This window comes from Pseudomonas sp. AK181 (genome assembly GCF_051122975.1).
Classification (GTDB): domain Bacteria; phylum Pseudomonadota; class Gammaproteobacteria; order Pseudomonadales; family Pseudomonadaceae; genus Aquipseudomonas; species Aquipseudomonas lactis.
This window is the reverse complement of record NZ_CP146348.1, coordinates 3,672,067-3,699,012: the sequence shown is the minus strand read 5'-3', so window position 1 is coordinate 3,699,012 and position 26,946 is coordinate 3,672,067. Positions and strand designations below refer to the sequence as shown.

The 26,946-nt window shown below is 60.0% G+C and carries 24 protein-coding genes; 10 read left to right on the top strand and 14 right to left on the bottom strand.

Going from position 1 to position 26,946, the window contains the following annotated elements:
* Nucleotides 1-3 precede the first annotated feature (3 nt).
* The 9 genes from aceA to V8689_RS16750 all read right to left on the bottom strand — a co-directional run bounded on the left by aceA (nucleotide 4) and on the right by V8689_RS16750 (nucleotide 10,698).
* Entirely contained in the window at nucleotides 4-1,329 is a 1,326-nt protein-coding gene (gene aceA / locus V8689_RS16790; RefSeq protein ID WP_003174717.1) for an isocitrate lyase, read from the bottom strand.
* Nucleotides 1,330-1,823: 494 nt separating this feature from the next.
* Complete coding sequence (locus V8689_RS16785) at nucleotides 1,824-2,561, bottom strand: secretin N-terminal domain-containing protein (RefSeq protein ID WP_056783666.1); 738 nt, start codon at nucleotides 2,559-2,561, stop codon at nucleotides 1,824-1,826.
* A 210-nt stretch (nucleotides 2,562-2,771) separates the two neighbouring features.
* The gene (locus V8689_RS16780) at nucleotides 2,772-3,194 is read right to left on the bottom strand and encodes a GNAT family N-acetyltransferase (RefSeq protein ID WP_056783669.1); all 423 of its coding nucleotides are present in this window, start codon (nucleotides 3,192-3,194) and stop codon (nucleotides 2,772-2,774) included.
* Nucleotides 3,187-4,353, bottom strand: a complete 1,167-nt coding sequence (locus V8689_RS16775; protein ID WP_014718907.1) for a cupin domain-containing protein — start codon at nucleotides 4,351-4,353, stop codon at nucleotides 3,187-3,189. The genes V8689_RS16780 and V8689_RS16775 overlap by 8 nt, the downstream gene beginning before the upstream one ends.
* Nucleotides 4,354-4,437: 84 nt before the next feature.
* On the bottom strand, nucleotides 4,438-5,808 hold the full coding sequence (gene purB, locus V8689_RS16770; RefSeq protein ID WP_056783672.1) for an adenylosuccinate lyase: 1,371 nt from the start codon (nucleotides 5,806-5,808) through the stop codon (nucleotides 4,438-4,440).
* A gap of 125 nt (nucleotides 5,809-5,933) precedes the next feature.
* Complete coding sequence (hflD, locus tag V8689_RS16765; protein ID WP_003192101.1) at nucleotides 5,934-6,557, bottom strand: high frequency lysogenization protein HflD; 624 nt, start codon at nucleotides 6,555-6,557, stop codon at nucleotides 5,934-5,936.
* Nucleotides 6,554-7,678 carry a tRNA 2-thiouridine(34) synthase MnmA gene (mnmA, locus tag V8689_RS16760; protein ID WP_034133822.1) on the bottom strand — a complete coding sequence of 375 codons (1,125 nt, stop codon included), beginning with the start codon at nucleotides 7,676-7,678 and terminating at the stop codon, nucleotides 6,554-6,556. The genes hflD and mnmA overlap by 4 nt, the downstream gene beginning before the upstream one ends.
* A 59-nt stretch (nucleotides 7,679-7,737) precedes the next feature.
* A complete protein-coding gene (locus V8689_RS16755) occupies nucleotides 7,738-8,184 on the bottom strand; it encodes an NUDIX hydrolase (RefSeq protein ID WP_056783674.1) in 447 nt (148 codons plus the stop codon).
* A gap of 288 nt (nucleotides 8,185-8,472) precedes the next feature.
* Complete coding sequence (locus tag V8689_RS16750; protein ID WP_056783677.1) at nucleotides 8,473-10,698, bottom strand: NADP-dependent isocitrate dehydrogenase; 2,226 nt, start codon at nucleotides 10,696-10,698, stop codon at nucleotides 8,473-8,475.
* Between the two features lie 483 nt (nucleotides 10,699-11,181).
* Here V8689_RS16750 and icd point away from each other — a divergent pair, with 483 nt between their 5' ends.
* On the top strand, nucleotides 11,182-12,438 hold the full coding sequence (gene icd / locus V8689_RS16745; RefSeq protein ID WP_005789095.1) for an NADP-dependent isocitrate dehydrogenase: 1,257 nt from the start codon (nucleotides 11,182-11,184) through the stop codon (nucleotides 12,436-12,438).
* A 69-nt stretch (nucleotides 12,439-12,507) separates the two neighbouring features.
* Here icd and cspD read toward each other — a convergent pair whose 3' ends face one another.
* Nucleotides 12,508-12,777, bottom strand: coding sequence for a cold shock domain-containing protein CspD (gene cspD / locus V8689_RS16740; RefSeq protein WP_056783680.1), 270 nt, complete (start codon nucleotides 12,775-12,777; stop codon nucleotides 12,508-12,510).
* A gap of 219 nt (nucleotides 12,778-12,996) precedes the next feature.
* On the opposite strand from cspD, the gene clpS reads away from it, so the two are divergent.
* From clpS to V8689_RS16725, 3 genes are read left to right on the top strand one after another with little or no spacing between them, the layout of a single operon-like run.
* Nucleotides 12,997-13,365 carry an ATP-dependent Clp protease adapter ClpS gene (clpS, locus tag V8689_RS16735; protein WP_005789091.1) on the top strand — a complete coding sequence of 123 codons (369 nt, stop codon included), beginning with the start codon at nucleotides 12,997-12,999 and terminating at the stop codon, nucleotides 13,363-13,365.
* A gap of 29 nt (nucleotides 13,366-13,394) precedes the next feature.
* Nucleotides 13,395-15,665 carry an ATP-dependent Clp protease ATP-binding subunit ClpA gene (gene clpA / locus V8689_RS16730; RefSeq protein ID WP_003192090.1) on the top strand — a complete coding sequence of 757 codons (2,271 nt, stop codon included), beginning with the start codon at nucleotides 13,395-13,397 and terminating at the stop codon, nucleotides 15,663-15,665.
* Between the two features lie 25 nt (nucleotides 15,666-15,690).
* Nucleotides 15,691-15,891 carry a hypothetical protein gene (locus V8689_RS16725; RefSeq protein ID WP_314691695.1) on the top strand — a complete coding sequence of 67 codons (201 nt, stop codon included), beginning with the start codon at nucleotides 15,691-15,693 and terminating at the stop codon, nucleotides 15,889-15,891.
* Between the two features lie 178 nt (nucleotides 15,892-16,069).
* On the opposite strand, the gene infA is transcribed toward V8689_RS16725, so the two are convergent.
* From infA to aat, 3 genes are all read right to left on the bottom strand, one after another.
* On the bottom strand, nucleotides 16,070-16,288 hold the full coding sequence (gene infA / locus V8689_RS16720) for a translation initiation factor IF-1 (RefSeq protein WP_002553999.1): 219 nt from the start codon (nucleotides 16,286-16,288) through the stop codon (nucleotides 16,070-16,072).
* A 100-nt stretch (nucleotides 16,289-16,388) separates the two neighbouring features.
* Nucleotides 16,389-17,096, bottom strand: a complete 708-nt coding sequence (locus V8689_RS16715) for an arginyltransferase (RefSeq protein WP_056783685.1) — start codon at nucleotides 17,094-17,096, stop codon at nucleotides 16,389-16,391.
* 56 nt (nucleotides 17,097-17,152) lie between these two features.
* Complete coding sequence (aat, locus tag V8689_RS16710) at nucleotides 17,153-17,833, bottom strand: leucyl/phenylalanyl-tRNA--protein transferase (protein ID WP_003192086.1); 681 nt, start codon at nucleotides 17,831-17,833, stop codon at nucleotides 17,153-17,155.
* Nucleotides 17,834-18,309: 476 nt separating this feature from the next.
* Between aat and ftsK the strand changes: the two genes are divergently transcribed.
* From ftsK to cysG, 6 genes are read left to right on the top strand one after another with little or no spacing between them, the layout of a single operon-like run.
* Entirely contained in the window at nucleotides 18,310-20,718 is a 2,409-nt protein-coding gene (gene ftsK / locus V8689_RS16705) for a DNA translocase FtsK (RefSeq protein ID WP_003192084.1), read from the top strand.
* A 54-nt stretch (nucleotides 20,719-20,772) separates the two neighbouring features.
* Nucleotides 20,773-21,396, top strand: coding sequence for an outer membrane lipoprotein chaperone LolA (gene lolA / locus V8689_RS16700; protein WP_003174700.1), 624 nt, complete (start codon nucleotides 20,773-20,775; stop codon nucleotides 21,394-21,396).
* A 27-nt stretch (nucleotides 21,397-21,423) separates the two neighbouring features.
* Nucleotides 21,424-22,749, top strand: coding sequence for a replication-associated recombination protein A (locus V8689_RS16695; protein ID WP_056783688.1), 1,326 nt, complete (start codon nucleotides 21,424-21,426; stop codon nucleotides 22,747-22,749).
* On the top strand, nucleotides 22,746-23,120 hold the full coding sequence (crcB, locus tag V8689_RS16690) for a fluoride efflux transporter CrcB (RefSeq protein WP_003192080.1): 375 nt from the start codon (nucleotides 22,746-22,748) through the stop codon (nucleotides 23,118-23,120). Before V8689_RS16695 ends, crcB begins: the two co-directional genes overlap by 4 nt.
* A 15-nt stretch (nucleotides 23,121-23,135) precedes the next feature.
* Entirely contained in the window at nucleotides 23,136-24,416 is a 1,281-nt protein-coding gene (gene serS / locus V8689_RS16685; RefSeq protein ID WP_056783691.1) for a serine--tRNA ligase, read from the top strand.
* On the top strand, nucleotides 24,417-25,811 hold the full coding sequence (gene cysG, locus V8689_RS16680; protein WP_056783694.1) for a siroheme synthase CysG: 1,395 nt from the start codon (nucleotides 24,417-24,419) through the stop codon (nucleotides 25,809-25,811).
* 125 nt (nucleotides 25,812-25,936) lie between these two features.
* On the opposite strand, the gene V8689_RS16675 is transcribed toward cysG, so the two are convergent.
* On the bottom strand, nucleotides 25,937-26,932 hold the full coding sequence (locus V8689_RS16675) for a glutathione S-transferase family protein (protein ID WP_056783696.1): 996 nt from the start codon (nucleotides 26,930-26,932) through the stop codon (nucleotides 25,937-25,939).
* Nucleotides 26,933-26,946: the final 14 nt, after the last annotated feature.

The window sequence follows — 26,946 nt, the reverse complement described above, 5'->3', positions numbered from 1 at the left end:
TACTTAGTGGAACTGTTCTTCTTCGGTCGAACCGGTCAGCGCGGTCACGGACGAGGTGCCGCCCTGGATCACGGTGGTCATGTCGTCGAAGTAGCCGGTGCCCACTTCCTGCTGGTGCGCCACAAAGGTGTAGCCTTTGGCGGCGTCAGCGAATTCCTGCTCCTGCAGCTTCACGTAGGCAGTCATGTCGTTGCGGGCGTAGTCGTGCGCCAGGTTGAACATGCTGTGCCACATGTTGTGGATACCCGCCAGGGTGATGAACTGGTGCTTGTAGCCCATGGCCGACAGTTCGCGCTGGAACTTGGCGATGGTCGCGTCATCCAGGTTCTTCTTCCAGTTGAAGGAAGGCGAGCAGTTGTAGGACAGCAGTTGGTCTGGGTATTCCTTCTTGATCGCTTCGGCAAAGCGGCGTGCTTCGTCCAGGTCTGGCTTGGCGGTTTCGCACCAGATCAGGTCGGCGTACGGGGCGTAGGCCAGGCCACGGGCGATGGCCTGGTCGAGACCGGCACGCACTTTATAGAAGCCTTCCTGGGTACGTTCGCCGGTGACGAACGGCTGGTCGTACGGGTCGCAGTCCGAGGTCAGCAGGTCTGCTGCGTTGGCGTCGGTACGGGCCAGGATGATGGTCGGCGTACCGGCAACGTCAGCAGCCAGGCGAGCAGCGGTCAGCTTCTGTACGGCTTCCTGGGTCGGTACCAGTACCTTGCCGCCCATGTGGCCGCATTTTTTCACCGAAGCCAGTTGGTCTTCGAAGTGCACGCCGGCAGCGCCTGCCTCGATCATGCTCTTCATCAGTTCGTAGGCGTTGAGTACGCCGCCGAAACCGGCTTCGGCGTCGGCCACGATTGGCGCGAAGTAGTCGATGTAGCCTTCATCGCCCGGGTTCTTGCCGGCTTTCCACTGGATCTGGTCGGCACGACGGAACGAGTTGTTGATGCGCTTGACCACGGTTGGTACCGAGTCCACCGGGTACAGCGATTGGTCGGGGTACATGGATTCAGCGGAGTTGTTGTCCGCTGCCACTTGCCAGCCGGACAGGTAGATCGCCTGGATACCGGCTTTTACCTGCTGGACTGCCTGGCCGCCAGTGAGGGCGCCCATGCAGTTGACGAAATCTTTGTCGGGACGGAAAGAAGGCTTGGCACCTTGGGTGACCAGGTTCCACAGCTTCTCGGCGCCGAGTTTTGCAAAGGTGTGCTCAGGTTGAACCGAGCCACGCAGGCGGACGACGTCAGCAGCGGAATAAGCGCGGGTTACGCCTTTCCAGCGTGGGTTTTCAGCCCAGTCTTTTTCAAGGGCTGCAATTTGCTGTTCGCGTGTCAGTGCCATGGGGAAAAACCTCGTCGCGTCTTGTTTGAAGTATCCGTTTGCCAGCCCGGCATTCGTTGCCTGGGTAGGGTTGCTCGCTGACCAGAAGCTTTGGTGTTCAAGTCAAATCTGACGGAGGTAGGCGACGGGATGAACGATGGGGCTCAAAGGGGGAGTTGAGCAGGTAAGGGCAAACTGCGAACGGTCTTCGGGCGTCGTGGGCCTTTGTACGATCCATCAGTGTGTAGCCGGGTTACCTGGTTAGCTTCCGTCCCTCGGGACAACTTCGTTCCAGTCGCAACCAACGTCAAACACACCTTGTGGGCGGTACAGACACGAATCGGCTCAGGTGGGTAGCTTAGAGCAGCGATCCGAAGGCCCTTGCCAGGGCCCCTGATTAGCGGGAGCGAGGCCATCATGCCCATGCTTTTTTGGCTCGTCAAATGTTTTGTAGTGCTTTTTTTCAAGCACTACATCTTTAGTCTAATGCGACTTGTCAGTCAGTTTTCGGTGCTTCAGTTCAGGGTGTCGACCTTGACCCGTAAAGTCAGGTCATCGCGTCCCTGAGTAGAGTAGCTGCGGGTTGTAGAGGATTTGTCCGCCTGGGTTTCACGATTGATGCCGGCCAAGGGAATCCACTCGCCCAAGCGGCCGCTGACAGTTGTGTCGGTGCTTTGCACGTTCACTACATCGGGACGTTCCTGGCTCATGCGGTCACGGTTGGTACTGATGGCCAGGTGTACGGTTTCGCCAGTGACGGTGGCGGTCACGTAAAAGCCCTGGGTGACGTTGCGATACTGGGTCTGGTTTTGCAGGCGGCCATAGCTGTCCTGCTGCGTGGTGGTCAGCGGCACGCTCTGGCCAACCTGGATCAGCGCGGGCACGCCTTCACTGGCCTGGATCTGCTGCACGCCACCGTCGCGGCTGGCAGTGCCGTAGCTGATGATGCGGGTCTGGCTGTCACCGCTGTTCTGCTGGTTGTTCTCGTTGGTGTCGACGGTGATCAGCAAGCGTTTGGCCGGGGTGTCCAATTGGCCGAGCAGGGCGCGCAAGCCCTCGATCTTGGTGGGCTCGGCGTTAACGATGAGTTGGTTGCCGTAGGCGCTGACGGTGCCGTCCTTGCCGATGAAGTTTTGCGCGACCGGTAACAGGTCGGCGCTGGTGCGGTTGTTCAGGTTGACGACTTCAGTGGCGGCCATGGCGCAAGCGCTGACGGTCATCAGGAGGGCGGTGAGCAGGGTGCGTAGGGACATGTACGTTATCTCTGCGAGTCATTTGCTTGATAGTGCCAGTTTGTCGGCCTGGTGGGTCGCAAGTTGAATCGTAGACGGCAAAATGCCCTGGCAGGCAGGGCATTGAGGGTGTTGCTGAAATAGCTATCGCAGGCAAGCCAGCTCCCACACTTGGAATGCATTCACATGTGGGAGCTGGCTTGCCTGCGATAAAGGCGACGCGGTCTCAAATCAGCTATCGCGCACCATATCCACATGCGGAATCCCGACTTCAAGAAACTCATCGCTGACGATCTTGAAGCCCAGTCGCTCATAGAACGGCGCCGCATACACCTGTGCACTCAGGAACTGCCGGGTCTGGCCACGTTGCTCGGCCACGCCAATCACCGTTTCCATCAGCTTGTCGCCGACTTTCAGCCCGCGCCAGTCCTTGAGCACCGATACACGACCAATCTCGCCGCTGGGCAGCAGTCGAGCGGTGCCAATCGGGAAATCGCCTTCGAATGCCAGAAAATGCACCGCATCGGCATCGTCGGCGTCCCACTCCAGTTCAGGCGGGACCGATTGTTCGGCGATAAATACCGCTTCACGAATGCGCCGAATCTCGTCGATATCCTTTCGCCAGTCCGCGACACTTACGTGAATTTTATTCATCCGCGAACCCCAGGCTGCCTTGCTTGACCAGTTCGCACAGCAGGTCGCGACCGTCTTCGTCGGCCAGCCACTCGCCCAGGTTTTCGCTGTGCAGTGCATCGGCCGAGCACACCAGCTTCAACAGTTCACGCAGTTTGCCCGGAAGGTAACGGCTCTGGCCGCTGGCGAACAGCAGCACGTCGTCGTCCACTTCGGACCAGGCCAAGCGCGCGCTCGGGTTGCGCACCAGGATCGCGCCGTCTTGCAGGCTGTTGATGAAGTCTTCTTCGCCCAACTCTTCGCCGGCTACCAGTTCCGGGTAGCGTGGTTCGGTCATGAACTGGCCGAACCAGGTCAGCAGCATGCGCTCATCGCTCATGTGCTCGGCGAGCAGGCCCTTGAGGCGGTCCAGTGCGTCGCCCTGAATCTGGTGCGGGTCGCTGACCGGCTGGGCGTCTGCGTCGGTGTAGCGCTCTTCGTCGGTCAGGTACTGGCTGAGGAAGTCGGTGAAGTGGGTCAGCACTTCAGCGGCGCTCGGTGCACGGAAGCCCACGGAATAGGTCATGCAGTCGTCTTCAGCAATACCGAAATGCGCCAGGCGCGGCGGCAGGTAGAGCATGTCGCCCGGTTCCAGCACCCATTCGGCGCTTTCTTCGAATTCGGCGAGGATGCGCAGGTCTGCGTGTTGCAGCAACGGGCTTTCGGAGTTGCACATCTGGCCGATCTTCCAGTTGCGCTTGCCCTGGGCTTGCAGCAGGAACACATCGTAGTTATCGAAATGCGGACCGACGCTGCCACCCGGCGCGGCGAAGCTGATCATCACATCATCGATACGCCAGCTCGGCAGGAAGCGGAAGTGCTCCAGCAGCTCGGCCACTTCCGGCACGAACTGGTCGACCGCCTGCACCAGCAGGGTCCACTCACGCTCGGGCAGGGTGCTGAAAGCGTCTTCGGCGAACGGGCCGCGGCGCAGTTCCCACGGGCGCTCGCCGTGTTCGATCACCAGGCGCGACTCGACTTCTTCTTCCAGAGCCAGGCCTGCCAGTTCGTCGGCGTCGATCGGGCTTTCGAAGTCAGGGATGGCCTGGCGGATCAGCAGCGGTTTTTTCTGCCAGTAGTCGCGCAGGAATTCCCGTGCCGTGATGCCGCCCAGAAGTTGAAGAGGAATATCAGGATTCATGTGTAACCTATTGAAAAAAAGCACTTTTAAGACAGGAATAAAAACGCCCGGCGCGGCCGGGCGTCTCAAAGGAGCTTGCTTGGATCAGATGCGCTTGGCTTGCGCTACAGCGTTGCCGATGTAGTTGGCCGGGGTGAGCAGCTTCAACTCGGCCTTGGCCGCGGCTGGCATGTCCAGGCCGTCGATGAAAGTTTGCAGTGCTTCGGGGCTGATGCCCTTGCCGCGCGTCAATTCTTTCAGCTTCTCGTAGGGGTTTTCGATGTTGTAGCGGCGCATCACAGTCTGGATCGGCTCGGCCAGTACTTCCCAGCACGCGTCCAGGTCAGCGGCAATCTTCTGCTCGTTGAGCTCCAGCTTGCTGATGCCTTTGAGGCTGGCTTCGTACGCGATCACGCTGTGGGCAAAGCCCACGCCGAGGTTGCGCAGTACGGTGGAGTCGGTCAGGTCGCGCTGCCAGCGGGAGATCGGCAACTTGCTGGCCAGGTGCTGGAACAGGGCGTTGGCGATACCCAGGTTGCCTTCGGAGTTTTCGAAGTCGATCGGGTTGACCTTGTGCGGCATGGTCGAAGAACCGATTTCGCCGGCAATGGTGCGCTGCTTGAAGTAGCCCAGGGAGATGTAGCCCCAGATATCGCGATCGAAATCGATCAGGATGGTGTTGAAGCGTGCAATCGCGTCGAACAGTTCGGCGATGTAGTCGTGCGGTTCGATCTGCGTAGTGTAGGGGTTGAAGCCCAGGCCCAGCTCGTCTTCGATGAAGGCGCGGGCGTTGGCTTCCCAGTCGATCTCAGGGTAGGCCGACAGGTGGGCGTTGTAGTTGCCTACGGCGCCGTTGATCTTGCCCAGCAATGGCACGGCGGCGACTTGGGCGATCTGGCGCTCCAGGCGGTACACCACGTTGGCCAGTTCTTTGCCCAGGGTGGTTGGCGAGGCCGGCTGGCCGTGGGTGCGCGACAGCATCGGCACGGCAGCGAAACGGATCGCCAGCTCGCGGATGGCTTCGGCGGTCTGGCGCATCAGCGGCAGCATCACGTCATCACGGCCTTCGCGCAGCATCAGGGCGTGGGACAGGTTGTTGATGTCCTCGCTGGTGCAGGCAAAGTGGATGAACTCGCTGACCTGGGCCAGTTCCGGCAGTTGGGCCGCTTGCTCTTTGAGCAGGTACTCGATGGCTTTTACATCGTGGTTGGTGGTGCGCTCGATCTCTTTCACACGCTCGGCGTGCTCCAGGGAGAAGTTTTCCGCCAGGGTGTTCAATACAGCGTTGGCCTCGGCGGAAAACGCCGGCACTTCGCTGATGGCGGGATGAGCGGCCAGGCGCTGGAGCCAGCGCACTTCAACCAGGACGCGGGCACGGATCAGGCCGTACTCGCTGAAAATAGGGCGCAGGGCCTGGGTTTTGCCGGCGTAGCGGCCGTCAACAGGGGAAACCGCAGTGAGCGAAGAGAGCTGCATGGGGTGTTCTCGGACAGTCGGGCAACGAAATGGGGCGCGTATCATACATGAAAAAATCCGCCGGTCCGTCGCCAACTGACCGGCGTATTACGCGTAATGGCTTGAAAACAGCCTGCTGGTGCGACTTATTCGTTGCGCATCAACGGGTAAAGCTCTTTGAGCAATTTGCGCCGGCTGATCACCAACTGCCAGCGATGACCGCCCAGCTGACGCCACAAACGTGCCGAACGAATACCGGCCAGGAGCAAGGCGCGGATTTTCGATGCATTGTTGGGTTGCTGCAGGTTGCGCATGTCGCCGTGCACCTGGATGCGCTGGCGCAGGGTGCTCAAGGTGTCCTGGTACAGCGCACCACAGGCTGCGATCACGTTTTCGTGGGCCGGGCCGAAGTGTTCTACCTGGGACTGGATCTGCGGCAGGCGCTTGCCGATGGTGTCCAGCAGGTCGTCGCGCTTGGCCAACTGGCGCTCAAGGCCAAGCATCGACAGGGCGTAGCGCAACGGTTCGCGCTGCAAGGTGCTGGGGTCGCGCTCCAAGGCGCCGATCAGGGCGCGATAGCCTTCACGCAGGGCCAGGTCGTCGCCGCCGTAAACCTCAAGGGTGTCCTTGGGGTCGCGGATCAGCAGGCTGCCGAGCATGCAGGTCAGGCCGGCTTCGGTGACCTGGCCGGTCTTGGCGATCTTGTCCACCAGTACCGCAGCGAGAAACACACCGCCAAGGGCCGTCAATTGCTCCTGGGTCGGGCTCATGCCGGGTTGCTCCAGGCTTGCGCGACTTCAATCACGCCGCCGCCCAGGCAGATTTCACCGTCATAGAACACCACGGACTGGCCAGGGGTGACCGCGCGTTGCGGGTCATCGAAGGTGGCGCGGTAACCGGTGGCGGTCTTTTCCAGGGTGCAGGGCTGGTCGCTCTGGCGATAACGCACTTTGGCGGTCAGGCGGCGCGGGGTGCTCAGGTCGATCGGGTTGACCCAGTAGATCTCGGAAGCGAGCAGGGCGCCGGAGAACAGCAGCGGGTGCTCATTGCCTTGGCCGACCACCAGCACGTTGTTTTCCAGGTCTTTGACCAGCACGTACCACGGCTCTTCACCTGCGTCCTTCAGGCCGCCAATGCCCAGGCCCTGGCGTTGGCCGATGGTGTGGTACATCAGGCCGTGGTGACGGCCGATGACTTCACCGTCGGTGGTCTTGATCTCGCCCGGTTGCGCGGGCAGGTACTGCTTGAGGAAGTCGCTGAAGCGACGCTCGCCGATAAAGCAGATGCCGGTGGAGTCTTTCTTCTTGGCGGTAGCCAGGCCGTGTTTCTCGGCGATCTTGCGCACTTCGGGCTTTTCCAGTTCGCCGACCGGAAACAGAGTCTTGGCGATCTGTTCGCCGCCCACGGCGTGCAGGAAGTAGCTCTGGTCTTTGTTCGGGTCCAGGCCCTTGAGCAATTCGGTGCGGCCATCGATATCGCGACGGCGCACGTAGTGGCCGGTAGCTATCAGGTCGGCGCCGAGCATCATGGCGTAGTCGAGGAAGGCCTTGAACTTGATTTCGCGGTTACACAGGATGTCCGGGTTCGGCGTGCGGCCGGCCTTGTATTCGGCCAGGAAGTGCTCGAACACGTTGTCCCAGTACTCGGCGGCGAAGTTGGCGGTGTGCAGCTTGATGCCGATCTTGTCGCACACGGCCTGGGCGTCCGCCAGGTCGTCCATGGCGGTGCAGTATTCCGTTCCATCGTCTTCTTCCCAGTTCTTCATGAACAGGCCTTCCACCTCATAACCCTGCTCCATGAGCAGAACGGCGGAAACGGAAGAATCCACGCCGCCGGACATGCCGACGATGACGCGCTTCTTTTGTGTGTCAGAAGGGGCTGGATCACGCATAGGGTTTCAACGGGTGTCTTGAAAAAGGACGCGATTCTAGCAGGCCTGGGCCCGCAAGGCTAAAGAGAAGGGCGGATCAATTCGAGACTGTGGCGCTGGCCGGCCAGATAATCATCGATGCAGCGGATAATCAGCTCGCTGCGCCAGTCGTCGCGCACCGCCATCAGCTCGTCGCGGGTCAGCCAGCGGGCGCGCAGGATGCCTTCGTCGAGTTGATAGTCTGGGTGGTGTTTCAGGGCCTTGGCGATAAAACAGACCCGTTGATAGGTCACGCCATTGCTCGGTGCGGTGTACAGGTAGATGCCGACGATGCCGGTAGCTTCCACGTCCCAGCCGGTTTCTTCCAGCGTTTCGCGCACGGCGGCTTCGGTCAGGGTTTCGTTCGGGTCCAGATGGCCCGCGGGCTGGTTGAGCACGGCGCGGCCGCCCTTGAGTTCTTCGACCATCAGGAACTTGCCGCTGTCTTCGACGATGGTGGCGACGGTGATGTGGGGGAGCCAGGTCATTGCAAACCTCGGTATCTGGAAGGTGGCATGCTCAATGTGGGAGCTGGCTGCCTTAATGCCAGTCAGTTAAGGCTTTTTGTAGGAGCGAGCTTGCTCGCGAAAAACTCAAAGGCGCCGCGTTCATTCAGCAAGCACGCGTTATCGTTGACGTTTTTCGCGAGCAAGCTCGCTCCTACAGACTGCAATCGCAGGCAAGCCAGCTCCCACATTGGATTGGGTTTCTTCAATGAAGTCCCTACAAACAGAAACCCCGGCACTTGGCCGGGGCTTCTTTGCATCCTTACAACCTTACTTCAACTTGGCAATTGCCGCATTGAGGGTGTTGCTTGGGCGCATGGCCTTGCTGGTCAGCTCCGGGTTCGGCGCGTAGTAGCCGCCGATGTCCACTGGCTTGCCCTGTACGGCGTTGAGTTCGGCAACGATGGTTGCTTCGTTCTCGGCCAGGGTTTTGGCCAATTCGCCAAACTGCGCTTGCAGTGCAGTGTCTTCGGCCTGGGCGGCCAGGGCTTGTGCCCAGTACAGCGCCAGGTAGAAGTGGCTGCCGCGGTTGTCGATGTTGCCGACTTTGCGCGATGGCGACTTGTTGTTGTCCAGGAACTGGCCAGTGGCCTGGTCCAGGGTCTTGGACAGCACCAGGGCTTTGGGGTTGTTGTACGTCACACCCAAATGCTCAAGGGACGCCGCCAGGGCCAGGAACTCGCCCAAAGAATCCCAGCGCAGGAAGTTTTCTTCCAGCAGTTGCTGCACGTGCTTTGGCGCCGAGCCGCCAGCGCCGGTTTCGAACAGGCCGCCACCGTTCATCAGCGGCACGATCGACAGCATCTTGGCGCTGGTGCCCAGTTCCATGATCGGGAACAGGTCGGTCAGGTAGTCGCGCAGCACGTTGCCGGTCACCGAGATGGTGTCCAGGCCCTTGCGGGTGCGCTCCAGGGTGAACTTCATCGCATCGACCGGGGCCATGATGCGGATGTCCAGGCCTTCGGTGTTGTGGTCTTTGAGGTAAGCCTGAACTTTCTCGACGACTACACCATCGTGGGCACGCTTGGGGTCCAGCCAGAAGATGGCCGGGGTGTTGCTGGCGCGAGCACGGTTGACGGCGAGCTTGACCCAGTCCTGGATCGGCGCGTCTTTGGTCTGGCACATGCGGAAGATGTCGCCAGCTTCGACGTTCTGTTCCATCAGCAGGTTGCCCTGGCTGTCGGTGACGCGGACAACGCCGTCAGCCTTGATCTGGAAGGTCTTGTCGTGGGAACCGTACTCTTCGGCTTTCTTGGCCATCAGGCCAACGTTTGGCACGCTGCCCATGGTGGTTGGGTCGAAGGCGCCATTGGCCTTGCAGTCTTCGATGACCGCCTGGTAGATGGTGGCGTAGCAGCGATCCGGGATCACGGCCTTGGTGTCGTGCAGCTGGCCGTCGGTGCCCCACATCTTGCCGGAGTCACGGATCATCGCTGGCATCGAGGCATCGACGATCACGTCGCTCGGTACGTGCAGGTTGGTGATGCCTTTGTCGGAGTTGACCATCGCCAGCGCAGGGCGCGCGGCGTAGACCGCCTGAATGTCGGCTTCGATCTGCGCTTGCTGGTCGGCCGGCAGGGCCTTGATGCGGGCGTACAGGTCGCCGATGCCGTTGTTCAGGTTGAAGCCGATCTGTTCCAGCACGGTGGCGTGCTTGGCCAGGGCGTCTTTATAGAACTCGGCAACGATCTGGCCGAACATGATCGGGTCGGAGACCTTCATCATGGTGGCTTTCAAGTGAACCGACAGCAGCACGCCTTGCTTCTTGGCGTCTTCGATTTCAGCGGCGATGAAGCTGCGCAGGGCTTTTTTGCTCAGCACGGCGGTGTCGATGATTTCGCCGGCTTGAACGTTGGTCTTTTCCTTCAGGACGGTGGTGGTGCCGTCCTTTGCAACCAGCGCGATTTTGACAGCGTCAGCGGCTTCGATCTGCACGGCTTTTTCGCTGCCGTAGAAGTCGCCATTGTTCATGTGGGCAATGTGCGACTTGGAGTCGGCGGCCCAGGCGCCCATCTTGTGCGGGTGCTTGCGTGCGTAGTTCTTGACCGACAGCGGCGCGCGACGGTCGGAGTTGCCTTCGCGCAGGACCGGGTTCACGGCGCTGCCCTTGACCTTGTCGTAACGTGCACGGGTTTCTTTTTCCGCGTCGGTGGTTACGGTTTCAGGGTAGTCCGGCAGGGCGTAGCCCTGGGCCTGCAGTTCCTTGATCGCGGCTTGCAGCTGCGGGGTCGAGGCGCTGATGTTGGGAAGCTTGATGATGTTGGCTTCAGGCGTGACGGCCAGGTCGCCCAGTTCGGCGAGGTGGTCCGGGATGGCCTTGGTGCCCAGTTGCTCGGGGAAGCTTGCGAGGATGCGCCCGGCGAGGGAAATGTCGCGGGTTTCCACGGCAATATCAGCGGAAGCGGTGAAGGCCTCTACGATAGGCAGCAGTGAATAGGTGGCGAGGGCTGGGGCTTCGTCGGTGAAGGTGTAGATGATCTTCGAGCGGGTGGGCATATTCGGATTAACTCTCTTCTTTGCTGAAAGCGTGCGCAGAAACTCGAGATGCGCCGGGTAGAGCGCGTTCGTTCAAAGTCATCCATGAGCGAAATGTCGAGGTTTCTTCGCGGTGATGTTGGTTTGCATCAGTCGAGCGTCAAGCGGGTGGGCTATGGTAATAGTCCGGCTTTCTGGCGAAAGGCTACGTGCTAGAGCGGTCCGCCATCGTGACTCTTTGGTCAGCGGCGGCATTATACATAGGTCGCTATGCTTACGCTGAGCCTTCATGAAAAAGGAGGCTCGTCCATTGGTCTAAAGGTCGCAGGCGCACGGGATGGTGGGATGTGCTCAAGATTGGCGCTTTTCCCTTTGCTTTCAGGCTTGTAGGCCACCAAATATGCTGTTTTCGATGCAAATGAGCATGGCGTGAGGTTTCAGTCGCCATTTATCTGGAGTAGGCTCGAACGCAGCCAGATGTTCAATCCATAGATGGAGTTCAGCATGGGATACAAGAAGATTCAGGTTCCGGCAGTCGGCGACAAAATCACCGTCAATGCAGACCATTCTCTCAATGTTCCTGACCAACCGATCATCCCCTATATCGAAGGTGACGGTATTGGCGTCGACATCAGCCCGGTGATGATCAAGGTGGTCGACGCTGCTGTTGAAAAGGCTTACGGCGGCAAGCGCAAAATCTCCTGGATGGAGGTGTACGCTGGCGAAAAGGCCACGCAAGTTTACGACCAGGATACCTGGCTGCCCCAGGAAACCCTGGATGCGGTCAAGGATTACGTGGTGTCCATCAAGGGCCCCCTGACCACGCCGGTCGGTGGCGGCATCCGCTCGCTGAACGTAGCCCTGCGTCAGCAACTCGACCTGTATGTGTGTCTTCGCCCGGTGCGCTGGTTCGAAGGCGTGCCCAGCCCGGTGAAAAAGCCCGGCGATGTGGACATGACCATCTTCCGTGAGAACTCCGAGGATATTTACGCGGGCATCGAATGGAAGGCCGGTTCGCCGGAAGCGATCAAGGTGATCAAGTTCCTCAAGGAAGAAATGGGCGTTACCAAGATCCGTTTCGACCAGGATTGCGGGATTGGCGTCAAGCCGGTCTCCAAAGAGGGCACCAAGCGCCTGGCGCGCAAGGCCTTGCAGTATGTGGTGGATAACGACCGCGATTCGCTGACCATCGTGCACAAAGGCAACATCATGAAGTTCACCGAAGGGGCCTTCAAGGAGTGGGCCTACGAGGTGGCGGCTGAAGAATTTGGCGCGACCCTGCTCGACGGCGGGCCGTGGATGCAGTTCAAGAACCCCAAGACCGGCAAGAATGTGGTGGTCAAGGATGCCATTGCCGACGCCATGCTCCAGCAGATCCTGCTGCGTCCGGCTGAATATGACGTGATCGCGACCCTCAACCTCAATGGTGATTACCTGTCCGACGCCCTAGCGGCGGAAGTGGGCGGTATTGGTATTGCGCCGGGGGCCAACCTGTCGGACACCGTGGCAATGTTTGAAGCCACCCACGGTACTGCGCCTAAATATGCGGGCAAGGATCAGGTCAACCCTGGGTCATTGATCCTGTCGGCGGAAATGATGCTGCGGCATATGGGCTGGGTCGAGGCGGCGGATCTGATCATCAAGGGCACCAACGGCGCAATTTCGGCCAAGACCGTGACCTATGATTTCGAGCGTCTGATGGATGGCGCTACGCTGGTGTCGTCGTCGGGCTTTGGTGATGCGTTGATCAAACATATGTAAACAGGCAGAAAAGACCGGCTGCCCTGATGATTCGGGGCGGCCGGTTTGCTTTCAATGCTTTATTGCTGGTCAGACCCGTAGCTTTTCTGATTTTTCAACCTTTGTCTCTTTCGCACCCTCCGCAGTGGCAGGCGCATCAACAATATTTACGGCATGCATGCCTTTTGGCCCTTGAATGATTTCAAAGTTGACACGCTGACCCGCTTTCAGCGTTTTGTAGCCTTCCATCTTGATCACTGAGAAATGCGCAAAAAGGTCCTCAGTCTTGCCGTCTTCAATGACGAAGCCGAAACCCTTGGCATTATTGAACCATTTGACCTTACCACTAGCCATTCCCATATCCCTCTGCACCAGACTCCATCACTGGAGTATCATCCTGTCTATCCGTCCTAACCCGAATAAATAAGGTTGACTGCGCGGACCTTTTTTACCCACTGTGGGCTCTATTCGTTGTAACACCGTTTCGCCGATAGTCAAGGTGACCAAAGGGTCGGAGTTGAAAATCTGACAGGTCGCCCCCACCACTGTAATTGAACCACTGACGAACCTTTCTTTCCCATGCATGCAAACAGCCAGATTCGACTAACATTCAATCAGGATCGCCCGGATCAGGAACACGACGACGACGGTTCTGCAGGCATTGCTGTTCAGGAGGCGAAGCCTGCTTTACAGGCGCCGCCGATGTACAAGGTGGTTTTGTTTAATGATGACTACACACCGATGGATTTCGTCGTCGAAGTGCTCGAGGTGTTTTTTAACCTGAACCGCGAGTTGGCGACCAAGGTAATGCTGGCCGTTCACACAGAAGGACGGGCAGTATGTGGAGTGTTTACCCGCGACATCGCCGAGACAAAGGCCATGCAGGTCAACCAGTACGCCAGGGAAAGCCAGCATCCGCTACTCTGTGAAATCGAGAAGGACGGTTAACGCCGACCACTTGGGTATGAGGTGAAGCTATGTTAAACCGCGAGCTCGAAGTCACCCTCAATCTTGCCTTCAAGGAGGCTCGTTCGAAGCGTCATGAATTCATGACGGTCGAACACCTTTTGCTGGCACTTTTGGATAACGAAGCTGCCGCCACGGTCCTGCGTGCGTGCGGCGCCAACCTTGACAAGCTCAAGCATGACCTGCAGGAGTTTATCGACTCCACCACGCCACTGATCCCCGTGCATGACGAGGATCGCGAAACCCAGCCAACCCTGGGCTTTCAGCGGGTATTGCAACGTGCTGTGTTCCACGTACAGAGCTCCGGTAAGCGTGAGGTCACAGGCGCGAACGTGCTGGTGGCGATTTTCAGCGAACAGGAAAGCCAGGCCGTGTTCCTGCTCAAGCAGCAGAGCGTTGCCCGTATTGATGTGGTCAATTACATCGCCCACGGTATCTCCAAAGTGCCTGGGCATGGCGATCATTCCGAGGGTGAGCAGGACATGCAGGACGAGGAGGGCGGTGAGTCTTCTTCTTCCAGCAACCCGCTGGATGCTTATGCCAGCAACCTCAATGAAATGGCGCGCCAGGGGCGGATCGATCCGCTGGTGGGGCGCGAGCATGAGGTTGAGCGTGTAGCGCAGATCCTGGCGCGTCGTCGCAAGAACAACCCATTGCTGGTGGGCGAGGCGGGCGTGGGTAAAACCGCGATTGCCGAAGGCCTGGCCAAGCGTATTGTCGACAACCAGGTGCCAGACCTGCTGGCCAGCAGTGTCGTCTACTCCCTTGACCTGGGCGCGTTGCTCGCCGGGACCAAGTACCGTGGCGATTTCGAGAAGCGCTTCAAGGCGTTGCTCGGCGAGCTGAAAAAACGCCCGCAGGCCATCCTGTTCATCGACGAGATCCATACCATCATTGGCGCCGGTGCGGCTTCCGGTGGGGTGATGGACGCTTCCAACCTGCTCAAGCCGCTGCTGTCCTCCGGTGATATCCGCTGCATTGGTTCGACCACGTTCCAGGAATTTCGCGGCATCTTCGAAAAAGACCGTGCCCTGGCGCGTCGCTTCCAGAAAGTCGACGTGTCCGAGCCGTCGGTTGAAGACACTATCGGCATCCTGCGCGGGCTCAAGGGGCGTTTTGAAGCGCACCATGGCATCGAGTACACCGATGAGGCCTTGCGTGCGGCGGCTGAGTTGGCGTCGCGCTACATCAACGACCGGCACATGCCAGACAAAGCCATCGATGTGATCGACGAGGCGGGTGCCTATCAGCGCCTGCAGCCGGTCGAGAAGCGTGTGAAGCGCATCGACGTGCCTCAGGTCGAGGACATCGTGGCCAAGATCGCGCGGATTCCGCCAAAACACGTCACCAGTTCCGACAAAGAGCTGCTGCGTAACCTGGAGCGCGACCTCAAGCTCACCGTGTTTGGTCAGGATGCGGCCATCGACTCGCTGTCCACCGCGATCAAGTTGTCCCGTGCGGGCCTCAAGTCGCCGGACAAGCCAGTCGGTTCGTTCCTGTTCGCAGGCCCGACCGGCGTCGGCAAGACCGAGGCGGCTCGGCAGTTGGCCAAGGCCATGGGTATCGAACTGGTGCGGTTTGACATGTCCGAGTACATGGAGCGCCACACGGTGTCGCGCTTGATCGGTGCGCCTCCGGGCTATGTCGGCTTCGACCAGGGCGGCCTGTTGACCGAGGCGATCACCAAGCAGCCACATTGCGTATTGTTGCTCGATGAAATCGAAAAGGCTCACCCGGAAGTCTTCAACCTGCTGTTGCAGGTCATGGACCACGGCACCCTGACCGACAACAACGGGCGCAAGGCGGACTTCCGCAACGTCATCGTGATCATGACCACCAACGCCGGTGCTGAAACCGCGGCGCGGGCTTCGATCGGCTTTACGCATCAGGATCACTCGTCTGATGCCATGGAAGTGATCAAGAAGAGCTTCACGCCGGAGTTCCGCAACCGCCTGGACACCATTATCCAGTTTGGTCGCCTCAGCCATGAGGTCATCAAAAGCGTGGTGGACAAGTTCCTCACCGAGCTTCAAGCGCAGTTGGAAGACAAGCGCGTGCAGCTGGATGTGACGGAAGCGGCCCGCAGTTGGATCGCAGAGGGCGGCTACGATGCGGCAATGGGCGCACGCCCAATGGCGCGTCTGATCCAGGACAAGATCAAACGGCCATTGGCCGAAGAGATCCTGTTCGGCGAACTCTCCGACCATGGCGGCGTGGTGCACATAGACCTGAAGGACGGCGAGCTGACCTTCGAGTTCGAGACCACGGCGGAAATGGCCTGATAGCGGTAAACCTGTAGGAGCGAGCTTGCTCGCGAAGATCGTCAACGATAACGCATGCTGTCTGATTCGCCGCGTTGTCCTTGGGTTCTTCGCGAGCAAGCTCGCTCCTACAGTTGTTTTTGCAGTCCCTATAAATCCTGCACACACAAAAACGCCCGGCATAACCGGGCGTTTTGTATTCTCCGAGCATGGCGGCGTGGTGCACATCGACCTGCAGGACGGGTAAACCTGTAGGAGCGAGCTTGCTCGCGAAGATCGTCAACGATAACGCATGCTGTCTGATTCGCCGCGTTGTCCTTGGGTTCTTCGCGAGCAAGCTCGCTCCTACAGTTGTTTTTGCAGTCCCTATAAATCCTGCGCACACAAAAACGCCCGGCATAACCGGGCGTTTTGTATTGACTTGCTTAGCGAGCGCGGTAAGTGATGCGCCCTTTGCTCAAGTCATAGGGCGTCAGCTCGACGCGCACTTTGTCACCGGTAAGAATACGAATGTAGTTCTTGCGCATCTTGCCGGAGATATGCGCGGTTACGACGTGCCCATTTTCCAACTCCACACGAAACATGGTGTTGGGCAGGGTGTCGACGACAGTGCCTTCCATTTCGAAGCTGTCTTCTTTCGACATGCAGTAAAGCCCTCGGTATCCAGTGAATGGCCCGGTGCAACTGCGCCAGGCAAAAGCGGCGTGCATTGTGCCCGAAAAAGGGTGTTCAAGCCAAGGGGTTCTAGTTAAGCGTGACCCATCTTTGATTAATCAGCAGCTCAATGGGCCGATATTGGGTCTTGTAGTTCATCTTTTTGCAGTTTTTGATCCAGTATCCGAGGTACACCGCTTCCAGTTCCAGGCGCAGCGCTTCGCCTATTTGCCAGAGGATGGCGAAGCGCCCGAGGCTGCGGCGTTCTTCGGTTGGTTCATAGAAGGTGTACACCGCCGAGAGGCCGTTGGGCAGCAGGTCGGTCACCGCCACGGCCAGCAGGCGGCCGTCGAGGCGGAACTCGTAGAAGCGCGAAAAGGGCAGGTCACGCACCAGGAACGTAGAAAATTGGTCGCGGCTGGGCGGATACATATCGCCGTCCGCGTGTCGCTGCTCGATATAGCGTTGGTAGAGATCGAAATACTCTTCGCTGTATTGGGGGTTAGTGGCATGTACGGTCAAGTCGGCGTTGCGCTTGAGAATGCGTTTCTGGTTACGGTCGGGCGAAAATTGCGCCACCGGGATGCGCGCAGGCACACACGCATTACAGTTCTGGCAATGGGGGCGGTACAGATGATCGCCGCTGCGCCGAAAGCCCATCTCGGACAGGTCGGCATACACATGCACGTCCATGGGCTGGCTGGGATCGAGGAACAGCGTGGTGGCCTGCTCGTCGGGCAGATAGCTGCATGAGTGGGCTTGAGTGGCATAGAACTTCAAGCGCGCCAGCTCGGTCATGATCAACCCTCGGGATAAGCTTTGAAATAAGTGTAAGCCACGTGCGCGAAAGTCGCCTAGGAAACCCACGGCCCAGCGTTGGGTTGGTCCAGATGTTTGTGCAGGAAGTCGGCGAAGACGCTGCGCGGTATGCCGCGGGCACCCAGGCTGTGCAGGTGATCGTTGGGCATCTGGCAGTCGATCAGCACAAACCCCCAGGCTTGCAGTTGCCGGGTCAACGTGGCGAAACCGAATTTGGAGGCGTTGTCGGCGCGGCTGAACATGGATTCGCCAAAAAACAATTGGCCCATCGCCAGGCCATACAGCCCGCCCACCAGTTCGCCCTGGTCCCAGACCTCGACCGAATGCGCGTAGCCGCGCTGGTGCAGCTCCAGATAGGCCTGCTGGATGCCTTCGGTGATCCAGGTGCCATCGGCGTAGGCGCGGGGCGCGGCGCAGGCTTGGATGACGGCGGCGAAGTCCTGGTCGAAGGTCACGGTATAGCGCTGCTGGCGCAGTAATTTGCCCAGGCTGCGGGAAACATGCAGCTCGTCGGGGAATATCACTGTGCGCGGGTCGGGTGACCACCAGAGGATAGGCTGGCCTTCGGAGAACCAGGGAAAGCAGCCATGGCGGTAGGCCTGGATCAGTCGTTCGGCCGACAGGTCGCCACCGGCGGCGAGCAGGCCGTTGGGTTCGCGCATGGCCTTGGCCAGGGGAGGGAACGTCAGGGTGTCGCGTTGTAACCAGGTCAGCATGGCATCCAGGCTTACGGAAGGGGAGGGGAGTGGCAGGTCATTCACCTGCGCCGCAAGCGTTGATTATTGACGACCCGGCGCCACGGGGCCAGCCCGAATAGCCTATTGACGTGGATTAGCATGAGCGGGTGTTTCTGCAACTCTGCACACCGGGTGTGGTCGTAATCGGGTCTGGCGCATACAGGCCCTTTGCCAAGCTTGCCTGGATTGCTAAATACAGCTCATAAGCCTTTGTCAGCAAAGGCAATGCATGCTCAAATTGTGCGTGCAGTCAGGTGAGCGGCAAGTGTGTGGCATCGCGCACGCAAACCCGTACAATGCGGCCATTGTGGCGTTATCGCCATTTCACCTATCCGTCACCGGGTGTTAAAAGTAGATTCAGCAACATTCGTTCATTTTTCAGCTGCTCCGGATAGAGCAGTCGTGTGTAGTCATTCAACAGATGGACGCGCTAAAGGCGCAGGAATAGACCCGTTTTGAAGAAATCCGCCGCAGCACCTAAAGCAGCAGTCGTACCGGCCTGGCGCCAGCACCTGCATTACCGACTCAAGGAAGGCGCACTGATTGCCATCGGTGCGCTGTGCCTGTTCCTGATGATGGCCTTGCTCACCTATGGCAAGGACGATCCGGGCTGGAGCCATAACAGCAAGATCGATGATGTGCAGAATTTCGGCGGCCCGGTAGGTTCCTACAGCGCCGATATCCTCTTCATGATCCTGGGTTACTTCGCCTACATTTTCCCGCTGTTGCTGGCGATCAAGACCTGGCAGATCTTCCGCCAGCGTCACGAGCCGTGGCAGTGGAGCGGCTGGCTGTTTTCCTGGCGCCTGATCGGCCTGGTGTTCCTGGTGCTGTCGGGCGCTGCGCTGGCGCATATCCACTTCCATGCACCGACTGGCCTGCCGGCGGGCGCGGGCGGGGCCCTGGGCGAAAGCCTTGGTGACCTGGCGCGCAGAACCCTGAATATCCAGGGCAGCACCCTGATGTTCATCGCGCTGTTCCTGTTCGGCCTCACAGTATTCACCGACCTGTCATGGTTCAAGGTGATGGACGTGACCGGCAAGATCACCCTCGACCTGTTCGAATTGTTCCAGGGCGCCGCCAACCGCTGGTGGGCCGCCCGTGTCGAGCGCAAGCAAATGGTGGCGCAGCTGCGTGAAGTGGACACCCGCGTCAACGAGGTGGTGGCCCCAAGCACGCCGGATCGACGCGAGCAAGCCAAGGTCAAGGAGCGCTTGATCGAGCGCGAGCAGGCCCTGAGCAAGCACATGTCGGACCGTGAAAAGCAGGTGCCGCCGGTGATCGCCCCGGCACCGCCCAAGGCGCCGGAGCCCAGCCATCGCGTGCAAAAAGAGAAACAGGCGCCGCTGTTTATCGACAGCGCCGTCGAAGGCACCTTGCCGCCTATCTCGATTCTGGACCCGGCCGAAAAGAAACAACTCAACTATTCCCCCGAATCCCTGGCGGCCGTCGGCCACCTGCTGGAAATCAAGCTCAAGGAATTCGGCGTCGAAGTGTCGGTGGACTCGATCCATCCTGGCCCGGTGATTACCCGTTACGAAATCCAACCGGCCGCCGGGGTAAAAGTCAGCCGCATTTCCAACCTGGCCAAAGACTTGGCGCGTTCCCTGGCCGTGACCAGCGTGCGTGTGGTGGAAGTGATCCCGGGCAAGACCACCGTGGGTATCGAGATTCCCAACGAAGACCGGCAGATCGTACGGTTCTCCGAAGTGCTGTCGACCCCGGAATACGACAACTTCAAATCGCCGGTCACCCTGGCGCTCGGTCATGACATCGGCGGCAAGCCGGTGATTACCGACCTGGCGAAAATGCCTCACTTGCTCGTGGCCGGTACCACCGGTTCCGGTAAGTCGGTGGGTGTGAACGCCATGATCCTGTCGATCCTGTTCAAGTCCGGGCCGGATGACGCCAAGCTGATCATGATCGACCCGAAGATGTTGGAACTGTCGATCTACGAAGGCATCCCGCACCTGCTGTGCCCGGTGGTCACCGACATGAAGGACGCCGCCAATGCCCTGCGCTGGAGCGTTGCCGAGATGGAGCGCCGCTACAAGCTGATGGCGAAGATGGGCGTGCGTAACCTGTCGGGCTTCAATGCCAAGGTCAAGGAAGCCCAGGACGCCGGCACACCGCTGACCGACCCGCTGTACAAGCGCGAAAGCATTCACGATGAAGCACCGCTGCTGACCAAGCTGCCGACCATCGTGGTGGTGGTCGATGAGTTTGCCGACATGATGATGATCGTCGGCAAGAAGGTTGAGGAACTGATCGCCCGTATCGCCCAGAAGGCACGGGCAGCGGGTATCCACTTGATCCTCGCGACCCAGCGGCCGTCGGTGGACGTGATCACCGGTCTGATCAAGGCCAACATCCCGACGCGCATGGCGTTCCAGGTCTCCAGCAAGATCGACTCGCGCACCATCATTGACCAGGGTGGCGCCGAGCAACTGCTGGGCCACGGTGACATGCTGTACATGCCGCCGGGCACCAGCCTGCCGATCCGCGTTCACGGCGCCTTTGTTTCCGATGACGAAGTGCATCGCGTGGTCGAAGCCTGGAAACTGCGCGGCGCTCCGGAATATAACGACGACATTCTCGCTGGCGTGGAAGAGGCCGGCAGTGGCTTCGACGGTGGCAGCAGCGGTGGCGACGATGATGCTGAAACCGACGCGCTCTACGACGAAGCCGTGGCCTTCGTACTGGAAAGCCGCCGCGCCTCGATTTCGGCGGTGCAGCGCAAGCTGAAAATCGGCTACAACCGCGCCGCCCGCATGATCGAAGCCATGGAAATGGCCGGCGTCGTGACCGCAATGAACACCAATGGCTCGCGTGAAGTCATCGCCCCCGGGCAGATGCGCGACTGATCCCGCGCCGCGTGGCAACACGCGGCGCGCCCTGACTACTCAATGAGGACTCCCATGCGCTTTATCCGCATGCTGTTGTTGCCGGCCCTGGCCCTGACCGCTGTTTCGGCTCACGCCGACCCGGCTTCCGTCGCCAGCCTGAAGAACCTGTTGGACAAATCCCAGACCCTCACCGCGCGTTTCTCCCAGCTGACCCTGGATGCCGGCGGCACCCAGTTGCAGGAAACCGCCGGTGAAATGGCCGTGCAGCGTCCTGGGCTGTTCTACTGGCATACCGAAGGCAAGGCGGAGCAGACCATCGTTTCCGACGGCCAGAAAGTCACGCTGTGGGACCCGGACCTGGAACAGGCCACCATCAAGAAGCTCGATCCGCGCCTGAACCAGACCCCGGCACTGCTGCTGTCGGGTGATGTGTCGAAAATCAACGACAGCTTCGACATCACCTCCAAGCAGACCAGCAACGTCATCGAGTTCACCCTCAAGCCAAAATCCAAGGACACGCTGTTTGACACGCTGTCCCTGTCGTTCGGCAACGGCGTGATCAACAACATGCGCCTGGTCGACAGCGTCGGCCAGCGCACCGATATCCTGTTCTCCGGGGTCAAGGCCAACCAGCCGGTGCCCGCGTCCAAGTTCAAGTTCGACATCCCCAAGGGTGCCGACGTGATCCAGGAATAAACTGCCCAGAGGTTTCAAACGCTGCCCATGGATCTGTTTCGAAGTGACCCGATTGCCCAGCCGTTGGCCGCGCGCTTGCGTTCGACCAACCTGGATGAGTACGTCGGTCAGGAACACCTGCTCGCTCGCGGCAAGCCCTTGCGCGAAGCCCTGGAGCAGGGTGCGCTGCATTCGATGATTTTCTGGGGCCCGCCGGGCGTGGGCAAGACCACCCTGGCGCGGTTGCTGGCGAAAGTCTCGGACGCGCACTTTGAAACGGTCTCGGCGGTGCTCGCCGGGGTCAAGGAGATCCGCCAGGCGGTGGAAGTCGCCAAGCAGCAGGCCGGGCAATACGGCAAGCGCACTATCCTGTTCGTCGATGAAGTGCATCGCTTCAACAAGTCGCAGCAGGATGCGTTCCTGCCTTATGTCGAGGACGGTACGCTGATCTTTATCGGCGCCACCACCGAAAACCCGTCCTTTGAATTGAACAACGCGTTGCTTTCACGGGCGCGGGTCTATGTGCTCAAGAGCCTGGATGAAGCGGCGATGCGTAAGCTGCTGCACCGTGCCTTGAGCGAAGACAAGGGCCTGGGCAAGCGCCAGCTGAGCCTCAGCGATGAGGGCTTCAAGATTTTACTGACCGCCGCCGACGGCGACGGGCGGCGCTTTCTCAACTTGCTGGAGAACGCGTCCGACCTGGCCGAAGACGGCGGCGAGATTGGTGTCGACCTGTTGCAAAGCCTGCTCGGTGACACGCGCCGGCGTTTCGACAAGGGCGGCGAAGCCTTCTACGACCAGATTTCGGCGCTGCACAAATCTGTACGCGGCTCCAACCCTGATGGCGCGCTGTATTGGTTTGCGCGCATGATCGACGGCGGTTGCGACCCGCTGTACCTGGCGCGCCGTGTGGTGCGCATGGCCAGCGAAGACATCGGCAATGCCGACCCGCGCGCCTTGAGCCTGTGCCTGGCCGCCTGGGAAGTGCAGGAGCGCCTCGGCAGCCCGGAAGGCGAGTTGGCGGTGGCCCAGGCCATCACTTACCTGGCCTGCGCGCCAAAAAGCAACGCGGTGTACATGGGCTTCAAGTCGGCCCTGCGTGCGGCCGCCGAGCATGGCTCCCTCGAAGTGCCGCTGCACCTGCGCAACGCGCCGACCAAGCTGATGAAACAGCTGGGGTATGGTGACGAATACCGTTATGCCCACGATGAGCCGGATGCCTATGCGGCCGGTGAAGACTACTTCCCCGATGAGCTGGCGCCGCAGCCGTTCTACCAGCCAGTGCCCCGTGGCCTGGAGCTGAAGATCGGTGAAAAGCTCAATCACCTGGCCACCCTCGACCGTCTGAGCCCCCGGCAGCGGAGAAAATCATGATTCCTTTGGTGGTCGCGGTTTCGGCGGGAGGTATCGCCGGTACACTGCTGCGCTTTGCTACCGGCAATTGGATCAACGCCAATTGGCCGAAACACTTCTATACGGCGACGCTCGCCGTTAATATCGTGGGCTGCCTGTTGATCGGCGTGTTATACGGCCTGTTTTTGTTACGCCCGGAAGTGCCTGTCGAGGTACGTGCCGGCCTGATGGTTGGCTTTCTTGGCGGCCTGACGACTTTTTCATCCTTTTCACTGGATACCGTGCGCCTGCTGGAAAGCGGGCAAGTGCCGCTGGCGATTGGCTATGCGGCCATCAGCGTATTCGGCGGGCTGCTCGCCACCTGGGCTGGCCTGTCCTTGACCAAACTTTGATAACGAGAGACCGACATGCTCGATTCCAAACTGTTACGTAGCAACCTTCAGGACGTAGCGGACCGCCTGGCATCCCGTGGCTTTGCCTTGGATGTTGCGCGCATCGAAGCGCTGGAAGAACAGCGCAAGACCGTCCAGACCCGCACCGAAGCACTGCAGGCTGAACGTAATGCGCGCTCCAAGTCCATCGGCCAGGCCAAGCAGCGCGGCGAAGACATCGCGCCGTTGATGGCGGATGTCGAGCGCATGGGCACTGAGCTGTCCGACGGCAAAGTCGAGCTGGAAGGCATTCAGACCCAATTGGACTCGATCCTGCTGGGCATTCCGAACCTGCCCCACGAATCCGTGCCGGTCGGCGAAGACGAAGACGGCAACGTCGAAGTGCGCCGCTGGGGCACGCCGAAAACCTTCGATTTCGAGATCAAGGACCACGTCGCCCTGGGCGAATTGACCGGTGGCCTGGACTTTGAAACCGCAGCAAAAATGTCCGGCGCACGCTTTGCGTTACTGCGTGGCCCGATTGCGCGCATGCACCGTGCCCTGGCGCAGTTCATGATCAACCTGCACACCGGCGAACACGGTTACGAAGAAGCCTACACCCCGTACCTGGTTCAGGCGCCGGCGTTGATGGGCACCAGCCAACTGCCGAAATTCGAAGAAGACCTGTTCAAGATCAGCCGCGACGGCGAAGCCGACCTGTACCTGATCCCGACGGCCGAAGTGTCGCTGACCAATATCGTCGCCGGCGAAATCCTCGACGCCAAGCAACTGCCGTTGAAGCTGGTCGCCCACAGCCCGTGCTTTCGCAGCGAAGCCGGCGCGTCGGGTCGCGATACCCGTGGCATGATCCGCCAGCATCAGTTTGACAAGGTTGAGATGGTGCAGGTGGTCGAGCCGTCGACCTCCATGGACGCCCTGGAAGGCCTGACGGCCAACGCCGAGCGCGTGTTGCAGCTGCTGGAGCTGCCTTACCGCGTACTGGCCCTGTGCACAGGCGACATGGGCTTTAGCGCCGTGAAGACCTACGACCTGGAAGTGTGGGTGCCGAGCCAGGACAAATACCGCGAGATTTCGTCGTGCTCCAACTGCGGTGACTTCCAGGCCCGTCGCATGCAGGCGCGTTTCCGCAACCCGGAAACCGGCAAGCCGGAGCTGGTGCACACCCTCAACGGTTCGGGCCTGGCCGTAGGCCGTACCCTGGTGGCCGTGCTCGAAAACTACCAGCAGGCCGACGGTTCGATCCGTGTGCCTGAGGTGCTCAAGCCGTACATGGCGGGCGTTGAGGTCATCCGCTAAATGGAATTTCTGCCGCTGTTTCATAACCTGCGCGGCAGTCGTGTGTTGGTCGTCGGTGGTGGGGAGATTGCCTTGCGCAAATCCCGACTGCTGGCCGACGCCGGCGCGGTGTTGCGGGTGGTTGCTCCCCAGATCGAAAACCAGCTGCGTGAGCTGGTGCAGGGCAGTGGCGGGGAACTGATGTTGCGCGGTTATCAGGAGGCCGATCTGGACGGTTGCACCCTGATTATCGCGGCCACCGACGATGAGCCACTGAATGCGCAAGTGTCCAGTGATGCCAAGCGTCGCTGCGTGCCGGTCAATGTGGTGGACGCGCCAGCGTTGTGCAGCGTGATCTTCCCGGCGATTGTCGACCGTTCGCCCTTGGTGATTGCGGTCTCCAGCGGCGGTGACGCGCCGGTACTGGCACGGCTGATCCGCGCCAAGCTGGAAACCTGGATTCCCTCGACCTACGGTCAATTGGCTGGGCTGGCCGCGCGCTTTCGTGCTCAGGTCAAAGGTTTGTACCCGGATGTGCAGCAACGCCGGGCGTTCTGGGAAGAAGTGTTCCAGGGCCCGATTGCCGACCGCCAATTGGCCGGGCAGGGCGATGAGGCTGAGCGCCTGTTGATCGAAAAGGTCAATGGCGCGCCGCCTTATGCGCCCGGCGAGGTGTACTTGGTGGGCGCGGGCCCAGGTGATCCGGATTTGCTGACCTTCCGTGCATTGCGCCTGATGCAGCAAGCCGACGTAGTGTTGTACGACCGTTTGGTGGCGCCGGCGATCCTGGAACTGTGCCGTCGGGATGCCGAGCGCGTGTACGTCGGCAAGCGTCGTGCCGATCACGCCGTGCCCCAGGACCAGATCAACCAGCAACTGGTCGACCTGGCCAAGCAAGGCAAGCGCGTGCTGCGCCTTAAAGGTGGCGACCCGTTCATCTTTGGCCGTGGTGGCGAAGAGATCGAGGAACTGGCGGCCCACGGCATCCCGTTCCAGGTGGTGCCGGGGATCACCGCAGCCAGTGGTTGCGCGGCTTATGCCGGGATTCCGCTGACGCATCGCGACTATGCCCAGTCGGTACGCTTCATCACCGGCCACTTGAAGAACAATACCTCGGATCTGCCCTGGCAGGACCTGGTCGGGCCGTCGCAGACCCTGGTGTTCTACATGGGCTTGATTGGCCTGCCGATCATTTGCGAGCAGTTGATCAAGCATGGGCGTGCCGCAGATACTCCAGCGGCGCTGATCCAGCAGGGCACCACGTCCAACCAGCGCGTGTTCACCGGCACCCTGGCCGACCTGCCGCGCATGGTGGCGGAGCATGAAGTGCATGCGCCGACATTGGTGATTGTGGGTGAGGTGGTGGTACTGCGTGAAAAGCTCAAGTGGTTCGAGGGCGCCCAGTCCCAAGTCTGAACGACTGACCCACTGTAGGAGCGAGCTTGCTCGCGAAAAACTCAAGGACGTCGAGGGCTACCTGATAGCGCTGCGTTATCGTTGGCGTTCTTCGCGAGCAAGCTCGCTCCTACAGGCGGTTTACGTCAGTTGCAGACACCTTTGCCGGGCAATGCATGGCGATCATGCTCGGTATCAAACCCCTGCAACGGCCCCTTCGGCACGATCCCCGTCGGGTTGATCGTGCGATGGCTGGCATAGTAATGCCCCTTGATATGCTCGAAATCCACCGTCTCGGCCACGCCTGGCCACTGATACATCTCCCTTAGCCAGTTCGACAAGTTTGCATAGTCGGCAATCCGCCGCAGGTTGCATTTGAAGTGGCTGTAATACACCGCATCAAAACGAATCAGCGTGGTGAACAGCCGCACATCGGCTTCGGTCAGGTACTCACCGGCCAGATAACGATGGCTGCCCAGGTGCTGTTCCAGATGATCCAGCTCGGCAAACACATCATCAAACGCGCTTTCATACGCCTGTTGTGAGGTGGCGAAGCCTGCGCGGTACACGCCGTTGTTCACGGCGGGGTAGATGCGTTCGTTGAGGGCGTCGATGGTCGGGCGTAGGGCCTGGGGGTAGAAATCCAGGGTATTGCCGGTCAGTTCATTGAACGCGCTGTTGAACATGCGGATGATCTCCGCCGATTCATTGCTGACGATGCGCTTGAGCTTTTTGTCCCACAGCACCGGCACGGTGACGCGCCCGGTGTAGTCGGCGGTATCGGCGGTGTAGCGCTGGTGCATGAAGTTGAAACCGTCGAGGCTATCGCCGCTGGAGCCGTGGGCCTTGTCGAAGGTCCAGCCGTTTTCCAGCATCAGCCAACTGACCACCGAGACGTCGATCAGGCTTTCCAGGCCTTTGAGCTTGCGCAGGATCAAGGTGCGGTGCGCCCACGGGCAGGCGAGGGACACATAGAGGTGATAGCGACCGGCCTCGGCCTTGAAGCCGCCTTCGCCGCTCGGGCCTGGCGCGCCATCGGCGGTTACCCAGTTGCGGCGTTGTGCCTGTTCCCGTTGGAAAGCGCCATCGGCGCTACTTTCGTACCACTGGTCTTTCCACTGTCCTTCGATCAATAAACCCATGACTGGCTCCTTGG